The organism is Enterococcus sp. C74, from assembly GCF_040887125.1.
Lineage (GTDB): Bacteria > Bacillota > Bacilli > Lactobacillales > Enterococcaceae > Enterococcus_B > Enterococcus_B hirae.
In genome coordinates this window covers 126,256-146,736 of record NZ_JBFOFA010000003.1, presented here as the reverse complement: position 1 = coordinate 146,736, position 20,481 = coordinate 126,256, and the positions used below count along the sequence as shown (strand labels likewise).

Here is a 20,481-nt window from a genome sequence, read left to right as displayed (position 1 = left end):
AACTCCTGGCATTTTAGATTTTCTCTTCTGATAGAGATTCCATTTCATTATACGGAATAAAAAGCTAAAATTTGTCCAAGTTTTTACAAAAAAATAAATAGTTGTTCTTGTTAACGAGCTAAAAGCTTCAACGAATGTTTACTTATTTCAATCACTGAATCTTTTTAGAGGTTAAAAACACTCCACTAGCATCATCTAGTGGAGTGTTAATCACTTATTATTTCGTCGATCCTTTTTCTTCAATTCCATAAGGTAAGATAATTGTTTTTTCTTCAACTTCTTCTTTATTCATCATTTTTGTTAATAGACGCATTGAAACGGCACCTAAATCATACAATGGTTGTGTGATACTTGTTAGGCGTGGACGTGCAACTTCTGTTAACAATGAGTTATTACTTGTAATGATCTCAAATTCTTCCGGTACTTTCACACCCTTATCTAAAAGACCATCTAAAATACCGATAGCTAATTCATCATCTGAAACATAAACAGCTGTTGCGCCACTGTTATGAATGCGATCAACTAAAGTTAATCCATCTTTAAAGTTATACTCTGCTTCAAAGATCAAACCTTCGCTGTAAGGTAAATTATTTTCTTTAAGTGCTTCTTTATATCCTTTCAAGCGATTTTGACCATTGATTGGATCAATCAATGCCCCACTGACAAAGGCAATTTTTTTATTGCCATTCTTAGCTAATTTATTGACAGCATCCTTAGTTGCTGAAGTGTAATCGATATTCACACTTCCAACTTGTTCATCAGGGTCAATTGAGCCAGCCAATACTACAGGAGTCTTAGATCGAGAAAACTCACCACGGATTTCATCAGTGATATGATGTCCCATGAAGATCACGCCATCTACTTGTTTTGCTAACAAGTTATTTAATACATTCACTTCTTTTTGATCATTGCCGTCTGAATTTGCTAAAATGATGTTGTATTTGTACATTGTAGCAACATCATCGATCCCACGTGCTAAAGAAGCAAAAAACATATTGCTGACATCTGGAATGATTACCCCTACTGTCGTTGTCTTCTTACTTGCTAGCCCACGTGCAACAGCATTCGGACGATAGTCCAATCGATCAATGACTTCTAACACTTTTTTTCTAGTCGCAGGTTTGACATTCGGATTCCCGTTAACGACACGTGAAACAGTAGCCATCGAAACATTTGCCTCTCTCGCTACATCATAAATAGTAATTGTTTGCTTTTCCATTCTTGCTCTCCTGTTCATTTTTATATGTTTTCTGAAAATACGCTTTACATTTCTAAAACAGGATAACAAATAATACTCAAAATTGCAACCGTTTTACTACCGCTTTCATGAAAATAATTCATTTTTTCACTTTTATACGTTGGTCTTTGAAACATTAAGTGGTACAATTATCTAATAATTCAATAAATTAGAAAGAAGGATGCCAAAATGAATAACGTAAAAATCAACGAATTACGTAAATGGATGGCTCAAAATCAAGTGGATCTTGCCTATATTAGTGATCCAGGACACATCGCTTATTTTTCAGGATACGAAAGTGAACCCCATGAACGTGTCTTAGCACTATTTATCCCTCTTGAACAGGATCCTTTTTTATTCACTCCGGCTTTAGAAGTTGAAGATGCACAAAACAGTGCATGGTCTTTTGATGTTCGTGGCTATTTAGACAGCGAAAATCCTTGGGAAATCATTGGGAAAGAAATTCGTCACCGTTATGGTCAGCCTGGAAATATCGGAATCGAAAAAAATGCGTTAACCGTTGATCGTTTCGATGCCATTTCAGATGTTCTAACTGGTTCTGACAACTTTACTGATTTAACAGCAATCATTCAACGTCTCCAATTAATCAAAACACTGGAAGAAAAAGACCAATTACTTGCTGCTGGTAAATGGGCAGATGTTGCCTTTGAAATCGGCTTTAAGGCAGTAAAAGAAGGTGTTACTGAGCAAGCAATCATTGCAGAAATCGAATACCAACTAAAAAAACAAGGTGTTTCGCAAATGTCGTTTGACACGCTTGTTTTAGCTGGTAAAAACGCAGCAAGCCCCCACGGTGCTCCAGGCAGCACAAAAATTTCGCCTAATGAACTTGTTTTGTTTGATTTAGGTGTTGTTTGGGATGGTTATTGCAGCGATGCTACTCGAACTGTAGCCTATAAAAAACCAACTGAATTTCAGGAAAAAATTTATCAAATCACACTTGAGGCACAATTAGCTGCCCAAGCAGCTGTACGTCCCGGCGTAACGGCTGCCGAACTAGATCAAATTGCAAGAAATGTAATCAATAGCTATGGCTATGGCGAATACTTCAATCATCGTCTAGGTCACGGAATCGGAACCACTGTCCATGAATTTCCTTCCCTTGTAGCAGGTAATGATTTAGTCATCGAAGAAGGCATGTGCTTCTCCCTTGAACCAGGAATCTATATCCCTGATCAAGTAGGTGTTCGAATCGAAGACTGTGTCTATGTGACAAAAGACGGCTGTATTCCATTTACAACTACGCCAAAAGAATTATTGGTTATTGAGTAAGGTCGTGAAAAGAGCGGCTTATCGCCGAAGATCAGCTCTTTGAACGCCGTTTATCACTTCTACATCTATTAATGAGTCTAGGGTGACTGTTAGTCCTAGACTCATTTTTTTCTTATCTTCAACCTCACTAATTGTTGTTGACCCATTCATACCAAAGAGCTCTGGTTACCAATAGATTATACGAATTCTTCTGATCATTCTGGTTCTTTTATAGTGTCTTCACTCTCATGGTAACAAGCATGCTATCAAGTGATTACGCAAATTAGACCTTTACATTATGTATTATTCTAGTAATTATCCAAACAAAAAAATATCAAAGCTAGGAAACTTTGCTAGCTTTGATATTCATCACTTGTTCCGTTCGATTAACCAAAATAGAGATAGCATCTATTGATTATTTACAAAAAATAGAAATTGCCTATTTTCCATTGTCAGTAAATGTATCTTTTAAATCTTCTTTTTTAGCTTTGACATCTTCTTTAGCCATATCTGCCATTGCTTGCGCATCTTTTGCGACTGGTTTTGCTTCAGCAATGCCTTCTTTGACTGTTTGTCCAGCTTCACCTGCAGCATCTTTCGCATTGATCATCATATCTTCAGATGCATCTTTAACTGTTTCATTCATTTGTCCGACTGGCTTTTTAAGCTCATCTGCTGATTTCTTGAAGCGATGAGAAAGATCTTCTGATTGTTCTTTTAATGTTAATAAAATGTCTTCAGACTCATCTTCGACATCATTTGCAGAATGATTGACTTTATTTTTCACGCTACCAGCTAAGTCACCAGCTTGTTGGGATAGATCTTGCGCTTTTTCTTTTGCGATGTCTGTTAATGTCGCTGATTTTTCTTTTGCCATATCCGTGTAGTCTGAAGCCATATCAAGTAAATCATCTGCTTGTGCAGCAAGTTCATCGCGTAGTTCTTTTCCTGACTTTGGTGCTAATAATAATGCTGCGACTGCCGCTGCTGTCCCACCAATAACTGCTCCTAGTAAAAATCCACCTTTTTTTGCCATAATTAAATTCCTCCAGTCTTTTCTGTATGTTTTTTATTTTTGAAAAACTTTAAAGCTGTGCCACCAACTTTTCCAGCCACGGTAGCTTTAGCTGTTGTACGCCCAATCCCACCAACTTTGGTTACGATATTTTTACTTGATGTATTCAATTCTGACACGCTTTCACTTAAATCCGCGATAGCTGTAAATAATGGATCAATCGTTTCTACTTTCCCATTGATGTCTAAAAGCAATTCATTACTTTTGACTAGTAAACCTTCCACCTGCCTTGACAAAAGATCGACATCTTTGGTGACGACTTCAATCGTCGTATTTGCTTCTGCTACTGTTTGATCCACTTTTTCTAATGTTTTTGATAATTGTAACAATACTCTTATGATAAAAACAACGAGGACTGCAAATGCGATGGCCGCAATCAGCCCAGCAATTTCTCCGCCTGTCATACTCGAACTCCCTTCTGATACTCTTTCTATAAGCATAGCATTTTCGCATTTTTTAAACAAATAAAAAATAGCAAAGCTTCAACTACTTTTTTTGGATAAGAGCAGTTGAAGCTTTCATTGCTAAAAAATTTATTTTTTCAGCTCATCTTTTGATTCAATTTTTTTGTTGTCTTTTTTTGGTACCATCGTTTGATCAGCTTCTAATTGTTTCCCTAGCTCTTTGATATATTCTTTTAATGGTTCGCCGACTTCTGGATGAGTCAAGCCGTATTCGATACTGGTTTTCATGAAACCAAACTTGTCACCAACATCATAGCGTTTGCCTGTAAAGTTACGAGCAAATACTCGTTGTGTTTTATTCAATGTATCAATCGCATCTGTCAGTTGGATCTCATTCCCAGCACCTGGTTGTTGTTCTGCCAAAACATCAAAGATTTCAGGAGTTAATAAATAGCGTCCAATAATAGCTAAATTACTTGGTGCTTTACTTGGGTCTGGTTTTTCAACGAAGTTTTTAACATTGAACAATCCTTCTTCTAATTCTTCACCAGGATTAATAATTCCGTATTTAGACGTATCTTTTTGTGGCACTTCCATCACTGCGATCGTTGATGCATGTGTCCGCTCATAGTCATCAATCAATTGTTGTGTCAAAGGTACTTCATCTTCCATGATATCATCACCTAACATCACAACAAAAGGTTCATTACCGATAAAAGCACGGGCTTGTAATACAGCATGTCCTAACCCTTTTGGATGAGATTGACGAATGAAGTGTAGATTTACATCAGTTGTTTCTTCAACCAACTTCAATAATTCTGTTTTCCCTTTTTCACTCAAATTCGTTTCTAACTCGATATTTGAATCAAAATGGTCTTCGATTGGTCGTTTTGCTTTCCCAGTGACGATCAAAATGTCTTCGATCCCTGATTTAAGTGCTTCTTCTACGATAAATTGAATCGTTGGTTTGTCAACGATTGGAAGCATTTCTTTTGCCATCGCTTTTGTTGCAGGTAAAAATCTTGTTCCTAAACCTGCTGCTGGAATAACTGCCTTTTTTACTTTCATTTGTCATCTCTCCTCTAAAAAATTAATCGTGAAAATTCATTTTCTTTTTTTCCATCTCGCAACATGATTTCTCTTGCCGCAATTTGTACATTTTTATTTTCATAAAGTACTTCATAAATTGTTTGAGTGATTGGCATGTCTACACCTACTTGCTGAGCAAGTTCTTTTGCGGCTTTTGTCGTATGGACACCTTCCACAACCATCCCCATATTTTCCAATACTTCTGACAGTTCATGCCCTTTACCTAACAAATTGCCCGCTCGCCAATTTCGCGAATGGATACTAGTACAAGTAACGATCAAATCGCCCACACCACTAAGACCAATAAAAGTCAATGGGTTGGCACCCATGGCAACACCTAAACGACTGATTTCAGCTAAACCTCTAGTCATAATAGCAGCTTTTGCATTATCCCCGAAACCTAATCCGTGGATTGCTCCTGCACCAAGAGCAATAATATTTTTCAATGCAGCCCCCATTTCAACCCCAATCACATCAGGGTTGGTATAAATCCTAAAATAATGATTCATGAATAACCTTTGGACAAAGGAAGCTGTTTTTTGATCTGTGCTAGCAGCTGTGATCGTAGTAATGTCATGATTTGCTACTTCTTCTGCGTGACTCGGACCAGATAAAACAGCAATGGATTGACGTTTGTCACTCGGGATCTCTTCTAAAAGAATTTCTGAGATCCGTTTGTGTGTTTCCTGTTCTAGACCCTTGCTTGCATGAATGATTACAGGCTTGGTATTCAATTTAGTGACCACCTCTTGTGCTACAGAGCGAATGGCTCGTGTCGGAATCACGAATAACAAGGCATCAATATCTTGAACTGCCTGTTCCAACTCACTAAAACCACGGATTGACGTTGACAAATGATAGTCGGGTAAATATTTTTGATTGGTGTGTTGTTGGTTGATCTCGTCTATTTGCGATTGACGATGTCCCCATAGGCGAACATCATGTCCATTTTCAGCAAGAACTTGCGCAAGAGCTGTCCCCCATGAGCCAGCTCCTAAGACTGCCACCCTATATTTCATTTTACCACTCCTGCAATTTTTTTCATTTTTTTAGCTCTGTAAATTAGATAATCATTTGATTTTTACCAAAAGTGCGATCGTAATCTGGTAAATTTCCTTTTTTTCTACGCCAGATAAACAGAATAATTGTCCCAACGAATAAAAAGGCTGACAACAATTGGGAGATACGAATAACACCTAAGAAGTATAAACTATCTGTCCGTAATCCTTCGATAAAAAAGCGCCCGAAGCTGTACCACATCACATAAACAAGTAAAACTTCTCCTTTTTTCAGTAAATGCTTTTTGTTTCTTAAAAATAGGAGTAGGATAAAGCCAATCAAACTCCAAACGGATTCATATAAAAAGGTAGGTTGACGATAAAAACCTTCAATGTACATATTATCAATTATGAATCTTGGGATATGAAGATTTTCTAAAAAGATTCTCGTCGTGACAGGGCCATAAGCTTCATGATTCATAAAATTTCCCCAGCGCCCAATTGCTTGAGCGAGTAGGACACTTGGTGCTGCTATATCTAAAAATGTCCACATGGAAATAAAGTGGTATTTGGTAAAGAAGTATAAAGTAATGGCACCTGCGATCAATCCACCATAAATAGCTAACCCGCCAGAACGGATATTGAATATTTGAATAGGATCAGCTATATATTGTGGTAAATCAAATAAAATATAGTACAACCGTGCGCCAATAATTGAAAGTGGCAATCCCCACAACATAAAATCAGTGACATCCTCAGATTTTAAGCCAACTCGTACGGCTTCACGGCTACTTAGCCACATGGCAATAATTATTCCCGATACAATGATCAAAGCATACCAATAGATTGGTATTCCTAAAAGATTGAACGCTACCCGATCGATTTGCGCTATCATGTTTCCACTCCTTGCTATTGTGCCCCTGAATTTTCTTCGATCAGACGACTTAATCTTTCTTCAAACGTTTTTGTTGCATCAAATCCCATCGTTTTTGCTCGGAAATTCATTGCTGCAACTTCGATGATGATGGCCACGTTTCGTCCAGTTTTGACAGGTATTTTTATTTGTGGAATCCCCACTTCTGCAATTTCCACAGAAGTATCTTCAGAACCTAGTCGATCATATTTTTTGTCCTTCGCCCAGGCTTCTAAATAAACGGCTAACTGCACTTGCATTGAACCACGGACAGCACTTGCTCCAAACAAGTTCATGACATCAATGATTCCGATCCCTCTGATTTCTATCAAGTGTTCTAAGATTTTTGGTGGTTCACCAATGACTGTCAGTTCATCTTGTTGATAAACATCTACTCGGTCATCAGCAATCAGGCGATGACCACGTTTGATTAATTCTAATGCGGTTTCACTCTTACCAATTCCGCTATCCCCTTGAATGAGTACACCTAACCCATAAACATCGACTAGCACACCATGAACGCTCGTTCTAGGAGCTAAACGACCATCTAAATAACTAGATAATTCTCCAAGCAAACGGGATGTGGAGATTGGTGAACGTAAGACAGCCATACCGTATTCGTTGGCTGCTTGAATCATTTCTTCAGAAGCTGGAAGCCCCCGAGAAATAATGAATGCTGGCATATCCTCACTGCACAATCTTCTCATGATCATCAGTCTTTCTTCCGGCATCATCCGTTCAGCAAAGCTAATCTCTTTGCTCCCAAATAATTGTAAACGATCATGTGAATAATAATTAAAATAACCGGTCAATTCTAAACCAGGTCTTGAGATGTCACCAGTTACGATAACACGCTCCAAACTCTTTTCATCACCAGTCACTATTTCTAATGATAATTTTTCTACTAATTGGCTTACTTTTACAACTTCTGCCATTCGTGCTACCTCATTTCTATTAGAGTGTTCCTTCCCATTTTATCATTGTCTGACAAAAAGTACTACCAAATAAAAAAAACGTTTTTATTTTAAATTCACTTTTTTTATAAAACAAAGCAAAAAGGTACAACCAAGGAATTTAAGACATTTCCCATGGATGTACCCTTTTAGTCATTATCGATTGTTCACGTTTACCTTCTACTATTGTGTTCACTGACAATCATATTCACCACTGACATGATCACAGCAATCAAAAAAGCTGAACCAAAGGAAGCAAAATTAAAATTAGATGCTCCAACAAAAAAGGAAGTCATCTTCAAGATTGCCGCATTGATGACAAATGTGAACAAGCCCAGTGTCACTAAAGTGAATGGTAGTGATAAAATTGTTAGAATAGGTTTGATGAACATATTCAAGATGGACAATACGAAACTTGCTAAAATAGCTGTCCAAATACTATCTACATAAATCATCGTCGGAAAAATCACTGCCAGAGAGATGAACGTCAACGTATTCACGATGAGGCGCTGAAGATAAGACATTAGAAGTCACTCCATTCGTCATCATTGACCTTTTCCGCCTCTTTACGTTTTTTTGTTTGTTCATGATGATAATTATTATTTTGATAATATTGGTTTTCATGCCCATAACGAGTCTGTTTGTTTCGTCCAGAAGGGATGAGCAAAGCCAATAAAATATATAAGATAACTGGACTTCCAAATGCCACTAAGCTTAGGAATACATAGATCACACGAACTACCGTTGGATCAATTCCAAGATATTCTGCAATCCCAGCTAATGTACCAGTCAAAACAATATTTTTATTTGATTTTGTCAATTTTCTTTTCATTTTACTTTCACCTCTGTTCTATTCATTTTAATGGAAGAAAAAGAGTGTGACAATAGATAAACTGTTCATTCTCACTACACTTTTTCTCCAAAGATTTTTGCTTTTCCTCGTTAAAGGAACGAATGACCAAGTATCATCGTTTAATAGTGAACGTACATCCCACTTATCAATCCTGCTTTCGATTGTTAGAATAAGCTAACTCACCGGTTGATTACTTTATTGATCCGTATCTTTTAAATAAATACTACCAGTCGTAGTCGATAATTGGATTCTAGCTACTTCATTTTCAGAGAGACGACGGAACTGTAGTAATTGATTGGTCCGTTCTTTTTTTTCACGGATTACTTCATAATCAGTCAGGCGGCTGTTGATGCTGCCTAAACTTGTTTTCGCATTACCTTCCATGCCAATTCCTGTTGGTAAAGCTACTTTGACATTGCCATTGACTGAACTTGCTTCAATTTTTTTCAAATGTTCTTCTTTCATTGTCAACCGTACATCCCCATTAACGAGAGAAACGGAAAGATTTTCAGGGGTTGTTCCTACAGTGACCGTACCATTCACTGTTTCGATGATCGAATCTAAGATTGCACCTGATTGAACATCGATATTCCCATTAACGCCTTCAATTTCAAGCATGGTTGCTTGTAATTTTTGAATGACGATATTTCCATTTGTCGATTTGGTGTACACATCTTTACCTTCTAAGTCGTTAATCGTAATATTCCCATTTAACAATTTGATTGCTGTATGGTCATATACTCGTTTTGGTAAATAAAAGACTAGATCCGCACGTACACGTTTATTTGGGATTTGGAATGAGACATGCTCATCATTGACTTCAATTTGACTACGTTCTAAGAATGCCTCGAATGGTTCTGCATTCATTTTACCGTATAATTTGATTTTAGCTTCAACTTTCACGTCTTCACTTTCCCAAGTTTTCAATGTGACATTTCCGTTTGCAGCTTTGATATCAAGAATACTTGCTGCAGGTGCTTCATAATAAAATTCGTGTTCAAATTTTGTCGTTGCGATACCTGGTACACGGAGATTGACATCTTTCCATTCCATGTTTTCATTGACTGTTTCCGATACCGTTTGGAATGTCTTCCGCAAAAACTTGCCTAGCTGAGAACCAGCTTCAGACATTTTTTCTCCAACTTGGTTCAATGTATCGTTGGCTTGTTCTTTCCAGTCATCTGGTAACTCAAATTTATCAGCAATTGTTTCTTTCTTTTCTGTCCATTGGTTTTTGCGAATATCTTTTAATTCTGCTTCTAGTTTCAATTGTTCTTCTGTTAATTGTTCACTCGCAGCTTCTAATTCCTTGATCTCAGATTCAAGAGTCTTTCTTTGGAGAAGCTCATCTTCTGTTAGTTCATCCAATTCTTCTTTGGTATTCAGCTGCATCAATGTCTCCTGTTTGTCATTGCGTGCCGCTTTATTTTGTGCTAACTTTTCATTCACTTCGTCTAAATGAGCCGACGTTTGATTGGCTTGTGTTGCTAACTCATCTAAGATACGTTCCAAATTTTCTTGATCTTCTTTTTCATTTTGTTTTGGATCGGCATTAAAATGGATTTCTTCTGATGTGCCATTTTCCAATTCATCGATCAATTGAGTTGCTTGATCTTTTTCTTTATGACTAGCAGTTACTTTATCTGCTTCTTTTGCGATTTGCTTTTCATCTTTCTCAGTTGCCATGCTTTCTAATAAATCTAAGCCCTCTTCAGTGGAAAGGATCCCTTTTTTAACTAAGTCTAAAATACGTTCTCTTTCTTTCATGGAAATTGCCTCCTTAAGCAAATATAGTTTGCAAGCTTTTCCTTACATTCATATTATGCACGGAATGGAAGAAAAAGTCATAGGACTTAAGTTGTAACTTTTTCTCCAACTTGAGTTACTGAACGATTTACTTCCCATTGAACCAGCCAATAATGCTTTAAAAACAATATTTCTTTCCCTTTTTATGGCAAGAAATATTGTTTTCTAATTTTTTATGAATTATGTATGAATATTATGGATATTAAAAAAGCAATTGGATAAATGACCATAAATAGCGTATAACACGAAACAGGATAACTAGTAAAAATATATTTCCGACAATAAAACGTCCCATATTACCAATGCTTTCTTTTAAATTACTAAATGTAAACCGACGCAAAAAACGTGGCATTGAATGATAGCCGTTTCGCTTCAAACGAAACTTTTCTTCATAGGTTAGTTCAAGCATATCATAATAAACAATTTGAAGTGGTTCACGCGGAAAAAAGGACTTGGAGAATCCAACCATCAATGTATATTGTTTATTCCTTGACGGCAAATTACGCATACCAGTTTTGTTAATCCTGACACTCTTGTCTTCAAGATCATTATAGCTATACTCTGCTTCTTGGATCTTAACGATTTTTGCTTCTGGTTGATTTATCTCTAGATATTTTTGATAGACCTCTGGAAATTTTTGTTTTTGCAGATAAAGATAAATACCTCCCCCAGCAATGATTATCATCAGTAAAACATTATAAAGCAAATGTTCCTGAAAGATGCCTGTATAAGCCAGAACAATCACGAGTACGAATGCTAAGATTAGAATTCGCTTCCAATAATAACTTTGATACATTCTTTTGATTGTCCGCTCATAATAAGCAAAATCTTGCTCAACAAATTTCATCTTCTTTCACTCCTTTTCATCTCTATGCTCTTATTATAATTGAACGAGTTGAAAAAACAAAGACTAGTCGCTGAATTTCGATTATACAAATGACAATTAGTCTTGACCTTTTTCTCTCAGAGAAGTCAGCAATATTCACTCTAAGTCTTCAAGTTACAAAAAAACCGAAGAATTCCTAGGATATTTCCTATTTTGGAATTTTTCGGCTTATTACTCATAACTCACACGTTGATCGTTACTTTCCAATCTTCAAGAGTTAGAAAATTTCGTTATGATTTGAGTTTAATTCGGTGATTTTTCCTGTAGCTAGATACACGATCCATTCACAAATATTCGTTACATAATCGCCAATCCGTTCTAAGTAGCTGGCAACATTTAGATAATCTGTCCCACTGATGACTGTTTCTGGATCAGACTGCATATTTTTGATCGTTGCATTGTAGATGCGATTGAAATAATCATTGACCCGTTGATCCATATTTGCGATCGTTCGAGCATCTTTTTCATCCGTTTTGACGTAAGCAACCAACACATTGTCCACCATTTTTTTGACATAATCAGACATATCAGAGATTTCTTTTTCGATCTCTGGGATTCTGGTTTGACCTTTCACACGGATCGTTGATTTGGCAACTGAAACCGCATGATCTGCCATTCGTTCCAAATCAGAACTAGCTTTCATCACGGTAATAATCATCCGTAAGTCTGTAGTCACTGGTTGTTGCAAAGCAATCATTTCAAAACTTTTTTTCTCTAAACGTGTTTCCATGTCGTTGATTTTAATATCATTTTCGATCACTTCTTGAGCAAGTGCTTTATCATGTTTGATATAAGAACGAACTGATTTATGCACTGCACTACTTACCATCATCCCCATCTCATAAAATTGATTATGAAGGTTAAGTAGTTCTTCTTCAAACTGTGTACGTAACATTTCGTTTCCTCCTTATCCAAATCGCCCTGAGATATAGTCTTCCGTTTCTTGTTTTTCTGGAGTCATAAAGATTTTTTTCGTATCATTGAACTCAATTAAATTCCCATCTAAGAAAAAGGCTGTTTTATCAGAAATCCGTGAAGCTTGTGACATATTATGCGTAACTATAATCATAGTATATCTTTCCTTTAATTCCAAGAGCATGCTTTCAATTTTCCCAGTAGAAACAGGATCAAGCGCACTAGTTGGCTCATCTAACAAAATAATTTCTGGATTGACGGCTAACACTCTTGCAATGCATACCCGTTGTTGTTGACCACCTGATAAGGATAAGGCACTTTTATGCAGTTTGTCTTTGACATCATCCCACACAGATGCAGCCTTTAAACTTTCTTCGACTACTTGATCAAGGACTTTTTTATCTTTTTCGCCTTTTAGTTTTAACCCATAGATTACATTTTCGTAAATCGAAAAGGGAAAAGGATTTGGTTGTTGGAAGACCATTCCGATTTCTTTACGCAATTCAACAATGTCCGTTTTAGGGCCATAGATATCTTTTCCTTTATATAGGACACTTCCAGTGATCGTCACACTCGGTATCAAATCATTCATTCGATTCAATGAGCGTAGATAAGTTGATTTACCACAGCCAGAAGGACCAATCATCGCTGTGATTTCGCCTTGATTGAAGCTTAGATCGATTCCTTTTAACGCTTCTTTTTTTCCATAATATAAGTGAAGATCTTTTGATGAGATAATTTCTTTTGTCATAACGAATCCTCCGTCTTACCCAAAATGACCCGATACATAATCTTCGGTCGCTTTAATTTTTGGTCTAGTAAATATCTTATTCGTTTTATCGTATTCGATCGCTTTTCCTAAGTAGAAAAAGGCAGTGTAGTCACTGATACGAGCTGCTTGTTGCATGTTATGGGTCACAATGATGATCGTGTAATCATCTTTTAGATTCACCAATGTTTCTTCTACTGTCCCAGTAGAAATCGGATCAAGTGCGCTGGCTGGTTCATCTAATAACAAGATATCCGGTTTCATCGCAATCGCACGTGCAATACATAAACGTTGTTGTTGACCACCTGACAAGGCTAAAGCACTTTTATCCAGGCTATCTTTTACTTGATCCCATAATGCGGCTTGTTTCAAGCTGGTCTCAACGATCTCATCTAATTTCTTCTTGTTCTTTTCGCCATGTTGCTTCAATGCAAACGTGATATTTTCATAGATTGATTTACTAAATGGATTTGGTCGTTGGAAAACCATTCCGATTCGCTTACGCATCTCATAGACATCAATTTGTGGTGCATTGATATCGACATCTTTGTACATGATTTTACCAGTCACCTTAGTATTTGCGATCCCATCATTCATCCGATTCAACGAACGTAAATAAGTTGACTTACCACAGCCAGAAGGACCGATTAAAGCTGTGATCTTATTCTTTTCAAATTCCAGATCAACACCTTTGATCGCTTCGTTGTCACCGTACCAAACATGAAGATCATCTGTATAAAGGGCAATTTCTTTTTCTTGACCCATTGTGATGATATTTCTTTCATTCCAATTATATTCTTTCATCTTACTTCTTCTCCTTAAGCTGAAGTCATTTTCCGGTATAAACGTTTACCAATCGCACGAGCACCAAAATTGAATAGTAATACTGCGATAATTAAGACCGCAGATGCTCCAGCAGATACTGATACGCCATCTGGCATCGTTCCTTCCGTATTGATTTTCCAAATATGAACAGCTAGTGTTTCAGCTTGACGGAAAATACTGATTGGACTAGAGACACTCAATGGATTCCAGTTTGAGAAATCAAGTGCAGGCGCGCTTTGCCCAGCTGTATAGATCAAAGCTGCTGCTTCCCCAAAAATTCTCCCTGAGCTTAAAATGACTCCTGTTAAAATCCCTGGAGTTGCCTCGGGTACAACTACACGAATCACTGTTTCCCAACGTGACAAACCTAATGCAAGCCCTGCCTCACGCTGTGTGTAATGCACCGCTTGTAAAGATTCTTCTACCGTTCTCGTCAATAGGGGTAAGTTAAAAACTGTTAAAGCTAGTGCCCCAGAGATAATGGAGAAGCCATACTGGAATTGGATAACAAAAACTAAAAAGCCAAACAAACCAACGACTACAGATGGTAATGAGCTTAATATTTCAATTGAAGTACGGATTACATCAGTCAACCAGTTTTTACCAGCATATTCCGAAAGGTAAATACCGGCTCCTAAAGAAAGCGGAAAACTGATGATCATCGTGATCAATAATAAATAAATCGAGTTAAATAATTGGATACCGATTCCGCCGCCTACTTGATAGGCTTTTGATGGTTCAGTTAAAAATGACCAAGAGATATGAGGAATTCCTCGAACTAAAATATATAAAAGTAACGCAGCTAAGATCAATACAATAATTCCCGATATTGCATAAAGGACTCCTGTTGCGATTTTATCAGAGCGTTTTGCGTTCATTATTTCAATGCCCCTTTCTTACCAATCATTCGGATCACGATATTAAAGATTAATGACATCAATAGCAAGATCAAAGCTAATGACCATAACACGTTGTTTTCAATTGTTCCCATGATCGTATTTCCGATCCCCATTGTTAAAATCGATGTCAATGTTGAAGCAGGAGTTGTTAATCCTGTTGGCATCAAGGCAGCATTCCCGATGACCATTTGGATCGCTAATGCTTCACCAAATGCACGTGCCATACCAAATACAACGGCTGTCAAGATTCCCGGTACAGCAGCTCGTAAAACGACTTTATAGATCGTTTGCCAACGTGTAGCTCCTAAAGCTAATGACGCTTCACGATAATGACGCGGCACGGCTTTTAAGGCATCGACTGTCATAGTCGTCACAGTTGGTAAGATCATGACAAACAAAACAAATGTCCCAGCTAAAATACCAAAACCAGTTCCGCCAAAAATGTTTCGGATAAATGGTACGATGACTGATAATCCAATAAAACCATAAACAACAGATGGAATACCAACTAATAGTTCAATGACTGGTTGCAAGATTTTTGTGCCATTTTTTGGAGATATCTCTGTCATGAAGACCGCTGCACCGATGGCAAAAGGTGTCGCGATGATCGCAGATAAAAAAGTAACGATAAACGAACCAGCGATCATTGGTAATGCCCCGACCATCGGTTTACCATCTGCACCAATTTGTCCAGGATTCCAATTCGTTCCAAACAAGAAATCAAATACGTTGATCTTATCAACGAAAAAGGTCGCTAATCCTTTACTTGCAACAAAATAAAAAATGGCTACTACTACTAGAACGATCAAGGCGATACATAAGAAGCTGATGAATTTACCACGCTGCTCCATTTTTGAACGTTTTGATTTTGTTAATAATACTTTTTTCACATCTTCCACAGATGATTCCCCCCCAGTAAGGTTTAACATACTTATACAGTGTACAAAGCGAACATCAATTTGAGTTTAATAACATGTAAAATTTATGCGAAGTTTGTAAAGATTGTGTAAAGATGATTATTTTACAATATTTCCTTCCCAATCACGTTCAACTTGCATACGTGAAACCGGAATATAACCTAATTCACCTACGATATTATTTTGAACTTCTTCTGATAGCATGTAGTTTAAAAACTCTTTCGTTAACTGTTTTGGTTGATTTTTTGTATACATATGTTCATAAGCCCAAATGATCCATTTATTGGTCGTAACGTTGTCATCGGTTGGCTCTACACCATCAATACTCAAAGTAGCCACATCGTTGGTTACATATGAGAAAGCGACATAACTAATTGCTCCTGGAGTATCTGCAACGATTTGTCGCACCATTCCGCTTGAATCTTGTTCTTGCGCACGAATCGCCGTTTCTCCATCAAGGACCCATTTTTCAAAAGTACTACGTGTCCCACTTCCTGATGCACGATTTAAAATAACCACTGGTTGGTCTTTCCCGCCAAGTTCTTTCCAGTTGGTGATTTCACCCGTAAATAACTTCCGTAAGTTTTCCATTGAGATGTCTTTAACGCCCACTTCCTTGTTAACGATCGGTGTGATCCCAACTACAGCCACCCGATGATCAACTAAAGCAGCTGCATCGATTCCAGATTTTTCCTCCGCAAATAAATCAGAATTCCCGATATCTACTGCTCCAGATTGGACTTGAGATAATCCAGTTCCACTTCCTCCTCCTTGGACATTGATGAATTTCCCAGGGTTTGCAGCCTGAAAAGATTCAGCGACTGTTTCAACTAATGGTTGCAATGCGGAAGAACCGACAGCTGTAATGGATTCTCCTCGATCGATCCATTTTGAACAACCTGATAAAAGAATAGTTAATCCTATTATTGGTAAAAGTAATTTTAATTTTTTCATTTAGAAATCTCCTTCAGTCCTAAAGTAAGTTCATTTTAACATTTAACAAAATACTTGAAAACGAATTAAAATTATAAAATAACAAAAATAATGATTATTAATAAAAAAACACTATCTCATTAGGTTATTCTATGCTATACTGGCTTTGAAATGTGTCTCTTTATCAAACATTATCTAACTTATTTCTTGCTTTCCCCAAAAACAAGAAGTACCCCAAAGTTAGTTTTGTTCCTGTGAGACGCTTTCTCCATTTCTGACAGTTTACAGAAATGGCCCCGACAGAAAAAGGACATGAGCTGACGTCTTAGACGCCTCCCTCATGTCCTTTTTGATTAGCTGGAAGTAGCAATTATAATAATGGCGAGATCAATCGTGCCAAACCTTCTTTTAATTTGATGATAAATCCTCGATTTTCATAGCGTTCTTTGGTTAACAATTGTGACTTTCTTGAATCAGCAAAGAAAGCTTTTCTTACGTGAGTCGCCATTCCTTCATCATAGATCAACGCATTCACTTCAAAGTCTAATTTGAATGAACGGACATCAATATTTGCTGAACCAATTGAAACTATTCCACTGTCAATGATCATGGTCTTAGCATGGATAAACCCATTTTCATAGGTTTCGATCACTGCACCATATTCGATTAGTTCTGCTGCAAAAGAATAAGTTGCCCAATAGACTAACGGATGATCAGGTTTATTGGGAATCTGAATCTGAACTTTGACACCAGAAAGCAAGGCTAATTTCAATGCTTCATGAATGGATTCATCTGGGATATAGTAAGGCGTTTGAATCAATATTTCTTTTTTTGCTAATGAAATCATTTTTAAATAAGTCAATTTGATTTGTTCATGCTCAGAATCTGGGCCACTTGTGACGATTTGAAGTGCTAAAGTGCCTACAGAATCAATTTTTGGGAAAAATTTTGGTGCATAGCTGACTTCTTTCACGTGCTGCGAGTTCCAATCCATCAAAAAACGATTTTGTAGCGTATAAACTGCTTCCCCATAGATTCGCAAATGATTGTCTCGCCAATAACCAAACTTTGAAACTTCTCCTAAATATTCGTTTCCTACATTAAATCCACCAGTATAACCAATTTTCCCATCAATGACAACTATTTTCCGATGGTTTCGATAATTGATTCGTGGATTGATATAAGGGACAAATAGTGGAAAGAAAAAAGCGACTTCACCACCAGCTACCTGTAATTCGTGGAAAAATTTTGCATTTACTTGGGTAGACCCCCAAGCATCTAATAATACACGGACTTTAACCCCTCTTTGAGCTGCTTCAGTCAGCGCGTCACGCACTTCCTTACCCAGAGCATCGCCCCGATAAATATAATATTGTAGATGGATATGATCTTTTGCCTGCTTAATGTCTTCAATCAATGCATCAAATTTTTCTCGTCCATCCGTAAATAAAGTCACTTCATTTCCAGTTGTGTACAATGTACTTTCAAACACTGTCAGCATATAGATTAATTGCTTGACATCAACTTGTCCTGTTGGTGGATGCGGATAAAGTCCTCGCATCAAGGCTTGTTTGTCTTCTTCAATTTCCAAGTTCTTCCCGATTTTCCCTTGGATCTTCAAATCAAAGATCTTGTCTTGTGAAATACCTCTGCCAAAAAAGATATATAAAAGAAAACCGACAATCGGAATAAACATTAATACTAACAACCATGCCCATGTCTGAGCGGTTTCTTTTCGTTCACGAAAAACAATGACAATTGATAATAAGATATTCGCAATTAAGATGATCGTAAAAAAATTATCAACAACTACTCTCATGGCTCACCTCTTCACTTTTACACCTACTTAAGAATAGCCGAGATGTTTTTTAAAGTAAAGTGAAAGTATCAGACAGATAATGATCTCACTGAATTAAAATACCTACTGCTGAACCAATATGACCTCCTATTGATCATTACTTGATATTATTTTTTTATTTTATATTATGAGGTAAAAAAAATCATAGCGTTTTACAAAATGGTCACTCTTATCATAACTAAAAAAGCAGACAGAAAAATGAATTTCTGTCTGCTGATTCATTGAATCATCCATTTAAACTTTAAAGTTGTTGGATCTTCTTGAAACAACTCGTTCCATCCTTTCATATGGTGAAACGATGGAAATGAATTAAAACTTCAAGAATCTTCTCATCGAAATAATTGATCCTAATGAACCGATAATGATTCCGATCCCAGCCATCAAAGCGTTGATTTTCCACACGATATCCTGTGGTTGGATCAAGGAATAGTGGGAGCGCAATAATGAAGGGTTAAGCATTCGGAATACTTCTTGGTACCCAAATGTAATCAGCAATACCGGAATAATTGCACCGATCAAACCAATCCAGCCACCTTCTAAAAAGAATGGCCAACGAATGTAGCCGTTTTTGGCACCAACTAATCGCATGATTTGAATTTCTTTTTGGCGAGATAAGATCGTGATTCTGATTGTATTTGAAATCAAAAACATTGCAATAAACAATAATAATGCTGCTGCAGCTAAGCCCCATGTTCGAACGGTTCCTGCAAGCTTAAGAATTTTATCTGAAGACGTTCCACCGTAATCCGCGCGAGAAACATTCGCTAATTTTCCGGCTTCTTGAGATACTTGTTTCGTATAAGAAGGTTCTGACGTTTGTACGACATAAACATCATATAACGGGTTGTTATCTCCTTCAAATAAACTCCATGAATTCCCCATAGCATCCTGGATCTTTTTCAACTCTTGGTCTTTACTTGAGAATTTGACACTTTTGACGTGATCAATCTCTTTTAATTGTTTTTCAAGAGTCTTCATATCTTTTTCATTCGTGCCAATATCAACGAAAACAGAAACATCTACGTTGCCTTCGATATCTTCGGCTAGTTTCGTTGCATTCATGATCACAGCCATGAACACCCCAACTAATGTTAATGTGATCGTCACGGCACTCACTGAAGCGACAGTCATCCAGCCGTTACGCTTTAAACTCTTGATACTCTCTAATAAATGTCGGAAAAAGGTTCTAATCATCGTATCCATATTCCCCTTCCGCTTGGTCACGTATGATTCGTCCATTTTCGATGGCGATCACTCGATGACGAATTGTATTCACGATCGTACTGTTATGGGTTGCCATAACAACCGTTGTCCCTTGAGCATTGATTCGGTCCAATAACTTCATGATCTCCCAAGAATTCTCCGGATCTAGATTTCCTGTAGGTTCGTCAGCAATCAATACTTTCGGCGTATTTACGATTGCACGGGCAATCGATACCCGTTGCTGTTCCCCACCAGATAGCTCACTTGGAAAAACACGCACTTTATGTTTCAATCCAACAAGATCTAACACTTCCATCACACGTTTTTTGATATCTCGTGGTTTTCTACCGATTACTTGCATCGCATAAGCGACATTTTCGTAAACTGTTTTTCTCGGCAACAGTTTGTAGTCTTGGAAAACTACCCCGATTTCTCTGCGTAAGTAAGGAACATCTTTGTTTTTGATTGCCATTAAATCATGACCAGCAACATTTAAGGTTCCTTTTGACGCTTTTTCTTCTCGATACATCAATTTGATGAATGTAGATTTCCCAGCCCCTGATGGACCAACTACATAAACGAACTCTCCTTGATCGATAACAACCGATAAATTTCGGATTGCAGTCGTACCATTTGAGTACTTTTTCATGACATCCTTCATTTCAATCATGGCGTT

General features: G+C 37.3%; 22 protein-coding genes. 1 reads left to right on the top strand and 21 read right to left on the bottom strand.

Going from position 1 to position 20,481, the window contains the following annotated elements; genetic code table 11:
- Positions 1 to 217: 217 nt before the first annotated feature.
- Complete coding sequence (gene ccpA / locus AB3H93_RS05220) at positions 218 to 1,219, bottom strand: catabolite control protein A (protein WP_010718548.1); 1,002 nt, start codon at positions 1,217 to 1,219, stop codon at positions 218 to 220.
- A 207-nt stretch (positions 1,220 to 1,426) separates the two neighbouring features.
- On the opposite strand from ccpA, the gene AB3H93_RS05215 reads away from it, so the two are divergent.
- The gene (locus AB3H93_RS05215; protein WP_010737965.1) at positions 1,427 to 2,530 is read left to right on the top strand and encodes a Xaa-Pro peptidase family protein; all 1,104 of its coding nucleotides are present in this window, start codon (positions 1,427 to 1,429) and stop codon (positions 2,528 to 2,530) included.
- Between the two features lie 18 nt (positions 2,531 to 2,548).
- On the opposite strand, the gene AB3H93_RS05210 is transcribed toward AB3H93_RS05215, so the two are convergent.
- The 20 genes from AB3H93_RS05210 to ftsE form a co-directional block, all read right to left on the bottom strand.
- On the bottom strand, positions 2,549 to 2,680 hold the full coding sequence (locus tag AB3H93_RS05210; protein ID WP_368020241.1) for a hypothetical protein: 132 nt from the start codon (positions 2,678 to 2,680) through the stop codon (positions 2,549 to 2,551).
- Between the two features lie 268 nt (positions 2,681 to 2,948).
- Positions 2,949 to 3,545 (bottom strand): YtxH domain-containing protein, encoded by a 597-nt coding sequence (locus tag AB3H93_RS05205; protein ID WP_034699167.1) that lies wholly within the window; start codon positions 3,543 to 3,545, stop codon positions 2,949 to 2,951.
- Between the two features lie 2 nt (positions 3,546 to 3,547).
- On the bottom strand, positions 3,548 to 3,988 hold the full coding sequence (locus AB3H93_RS05200) for a DUF948 domain-containing protein (RefSeq protein ID WP_010718552.1): 441 nt from the start codon (positions 3,986 to 3,988) through the stop codon (positions 3,548 to 3,550).
- Between the two features lie 129 nt (positions 3,989 to 4,117).
- Positions 4,118 to 5,056 carry a UTP--glucose-1-phosphate uridylyltransferase GalU gene (gene galU, locus AB3H93_RS05195; protein ID WP_010718553.1) on the bottom strand — a complete coding sequence of 313 codons (939 nt, stop codon included), beginning with the start codon at positions 5,054 to 5,056 and terminating at the stop codon, positions 4,118 to 4,120.
- A 14-nt stretch (positions 5,057 to 5,070) separates the two neighbouring features.
- Entirely contained in the window at positions 5,071 to 6,096 is a 1,026-nt protein-coding gene (locus AB3H93_RS05190; protein WP_010718554.1) for an NAD(P)H-dependent glycerol-3-phosphate dehydrogenase, read from the bottom strand.
- Between the two features lie 43 nt (positions 6,097 to 6,139).
- Positions 6,140 to 6,970 (bottom strand): prolipoprotein diacylglyceryl transferase, encoded by an 831-nt coding sequence (lgt, locus tag AB3H93_RS05185; protein WP_010718555.1) that lies wholly within the window; start codon positions 6,968 to 6,970, stop codon positions 6,140 to 6,142.
- Positions 6,971 to 6,984: 14 nt separating this feature from the next.
- Positions 6,985 to 7,923: an HPr(Ser) kinase/phosphatase gene (hprK, locus tag AB3H93_RS05180; RefSeq protein ID WP_010718556.1), complete on the bottom strand. Its 939-nt coding sequence runs from the start codon at positions 7,921 to 7,923 to the stop codon at positions 6,985 to 6,987.
- A gap of 191 nt (positions 7,924 to 8,114) precedes the next feature.
- On the bottom strand, positions 8,115 to 8,465 hold the full coding sequence (locus AB3H93_RS05175; RefSeq protein WP_010737969.1) for a phage holin family protein: 351 nt from the start codon (positions 8,463 to 8,465) through the stop codon (positions 8,115 to 8,117).
- A complete protein-coding gene (locus AB3H93_RS05170; RefSeq protein ID WP_010718558.1) occupies positions 8,465 to 8,773 on the bottom strand; it encodes a PspC domain-containing protein in 309 nt (102 codons plus the stop codon). Before AB3H93_RS05170 ends, AB3H93_RS05175 begins: the two co-directional genes overlap by 1 nt.
- Positions 8,774 to 8,989: 216 nt before the next feature.
- Positions 8,990 to 10,561, bottom strand: coding sequence for a daptomycin-sensing surface protein LiaX (gene liaX / locus AB3H93_RS05165; protein WP_010737970.1), 1,572 nt, complete (start codon positions 10,559 to 10,561; stop codon positions 8,990 to 8,992).
- Between the two features lie 241 nt (positions 10,562 to 10,802).
- The gene (locus AB3H93_RS05160; protein ID WP_034699165.1) at positions 10,803 to 11,447 is read right to left on the bottom strand and encodes a hypothetical protein; all 645 of its coding nucleotides are present in this window, start codon (positions 11,445 to 11,447) and stop codon (positions 10,803 to 10,805) included.
- 256 nt (positions 11,448 to 11,703) lie between these two features.
- Positions 11,704 to 12,381: a phosphate signaling complex protein PhoU gene (gene phoU, locus AB3H93_RS05155; RefSeq protein ID WP_010718561.1), complete on the bottom strand. Its 678-nt coding sequence runs from the start codon at positions 12,379 to 12,381 to the stop codon at positions 11,704 to 11,706.
- Between the two features lie 12 nt (positions 12,382 to 12,393).
- The gene (gene pstB, locus AB3H93_RS05150) at positions 12,394 to 13,152 is read right to left on the bottom strand and encodes a phosphate ABC transporter ATP-binding protein PstB (protein WP_010718562.1); all 759 of its coding nucleotides are present in this window, start codon (positions 13,150 to 13,152) and stop codon (positions 12,394 to 12,396) included.
- Positions 13,153 to 13,167: 15 nt separating this feature from the next.
- A complete protein-coding gene (gene pstB, locus AB3H93_RS05145) occupies positions 13,168 to 13,974 on the bottom strand; it encodes a phosphate ABC transporter ATP-binding protein PstB (RefSeq protein ID WP_010718563.1) in 807 nt (268 codons plus the stop codon).
- Between the two features lie 14 nt (positions 13,975 to 13,988).
- Positions 13,989 to 14,873, bottom strand: coding sequence for a phosphate ABC transporter permease PstA (gene pstA, locus AB3H93_RS05140; RefSeq protein WP_010718564.1), 885 nt, complete (start codon positions 14,871 to 14,873; stop codon positions 13,989 to 13,991).
- The gene (pstC, locus tag AB3H93_RS05135) at positions 14,873 to 15,793 is read right to left on the bottom strand and encodes a phosphate ABC transporter permease subunit PstC (RefSeq protein WP_010718565.1); all 921 of its coding nucleotides are present in this window, start codon (positions 15,791 to 15,793) and stop codon (positions 14,873 to 14,875) included. Before pstC ends, pstA begins: the two co-directional genes overlap by 1 nt.
- A gap of 117 nt (positions 15,794 to 15,910) precedes the next feature.
- Complete coding sequence (locus AB3H93_RS05130) at positions 15,911 to 16,765, bottom strand: phosphate ABC transporter substrate-binding protein PstS (protein ID WP_063627395.1); 855 nt, start codon at positions 16,763 to 16,765, stop codon at positions 15,911 to 15,913.
- Between the two features lie 349 nt (positions 16,766 to 17,114).
- Positions 17,115 to 18,563, bottom strand: a complete 1,449-nt coding sequence (gene cls, locus AB3H93_RS05125; RefSeq protein ID WP_010718567.1) for a cardiolipin synthase — start codon at positions 18,561 to 18,563, stop codon at positions 17,115 to 17,117.
- A 348-nt stretch (positions 18,564 to 18,911) separates the two neighbouring features.
- Positions 18,912 to 19,796, bottom strand: coding sequence for a permease-like cell division protein FtsX (ftsX, locus tag AB3H93_RS05120; RefSeq protein WP_278250225.1), 885 nt, complete (start codon positions 19,794 to 19,796; stop codon positions 18,912 to 18,914).
- Positions 19,789 to 20,475, bottom strand: coding sequence for a cell division ATP-binding protein FtsE (gene ftsE / locus AB3H93_RS05115; RefSeq protein ID WP_010718569.1), 687 nt, complete (start codon positions 20,473 to 20,475; stop codon positions 19,789 to 19,791). Before ftsE ends, ftsX begins: the two co-directional genes overlap by 8 nt.
- Between the last annotated feature and the right edge of the window lie 6 nt (positions 20,476 to 20,481).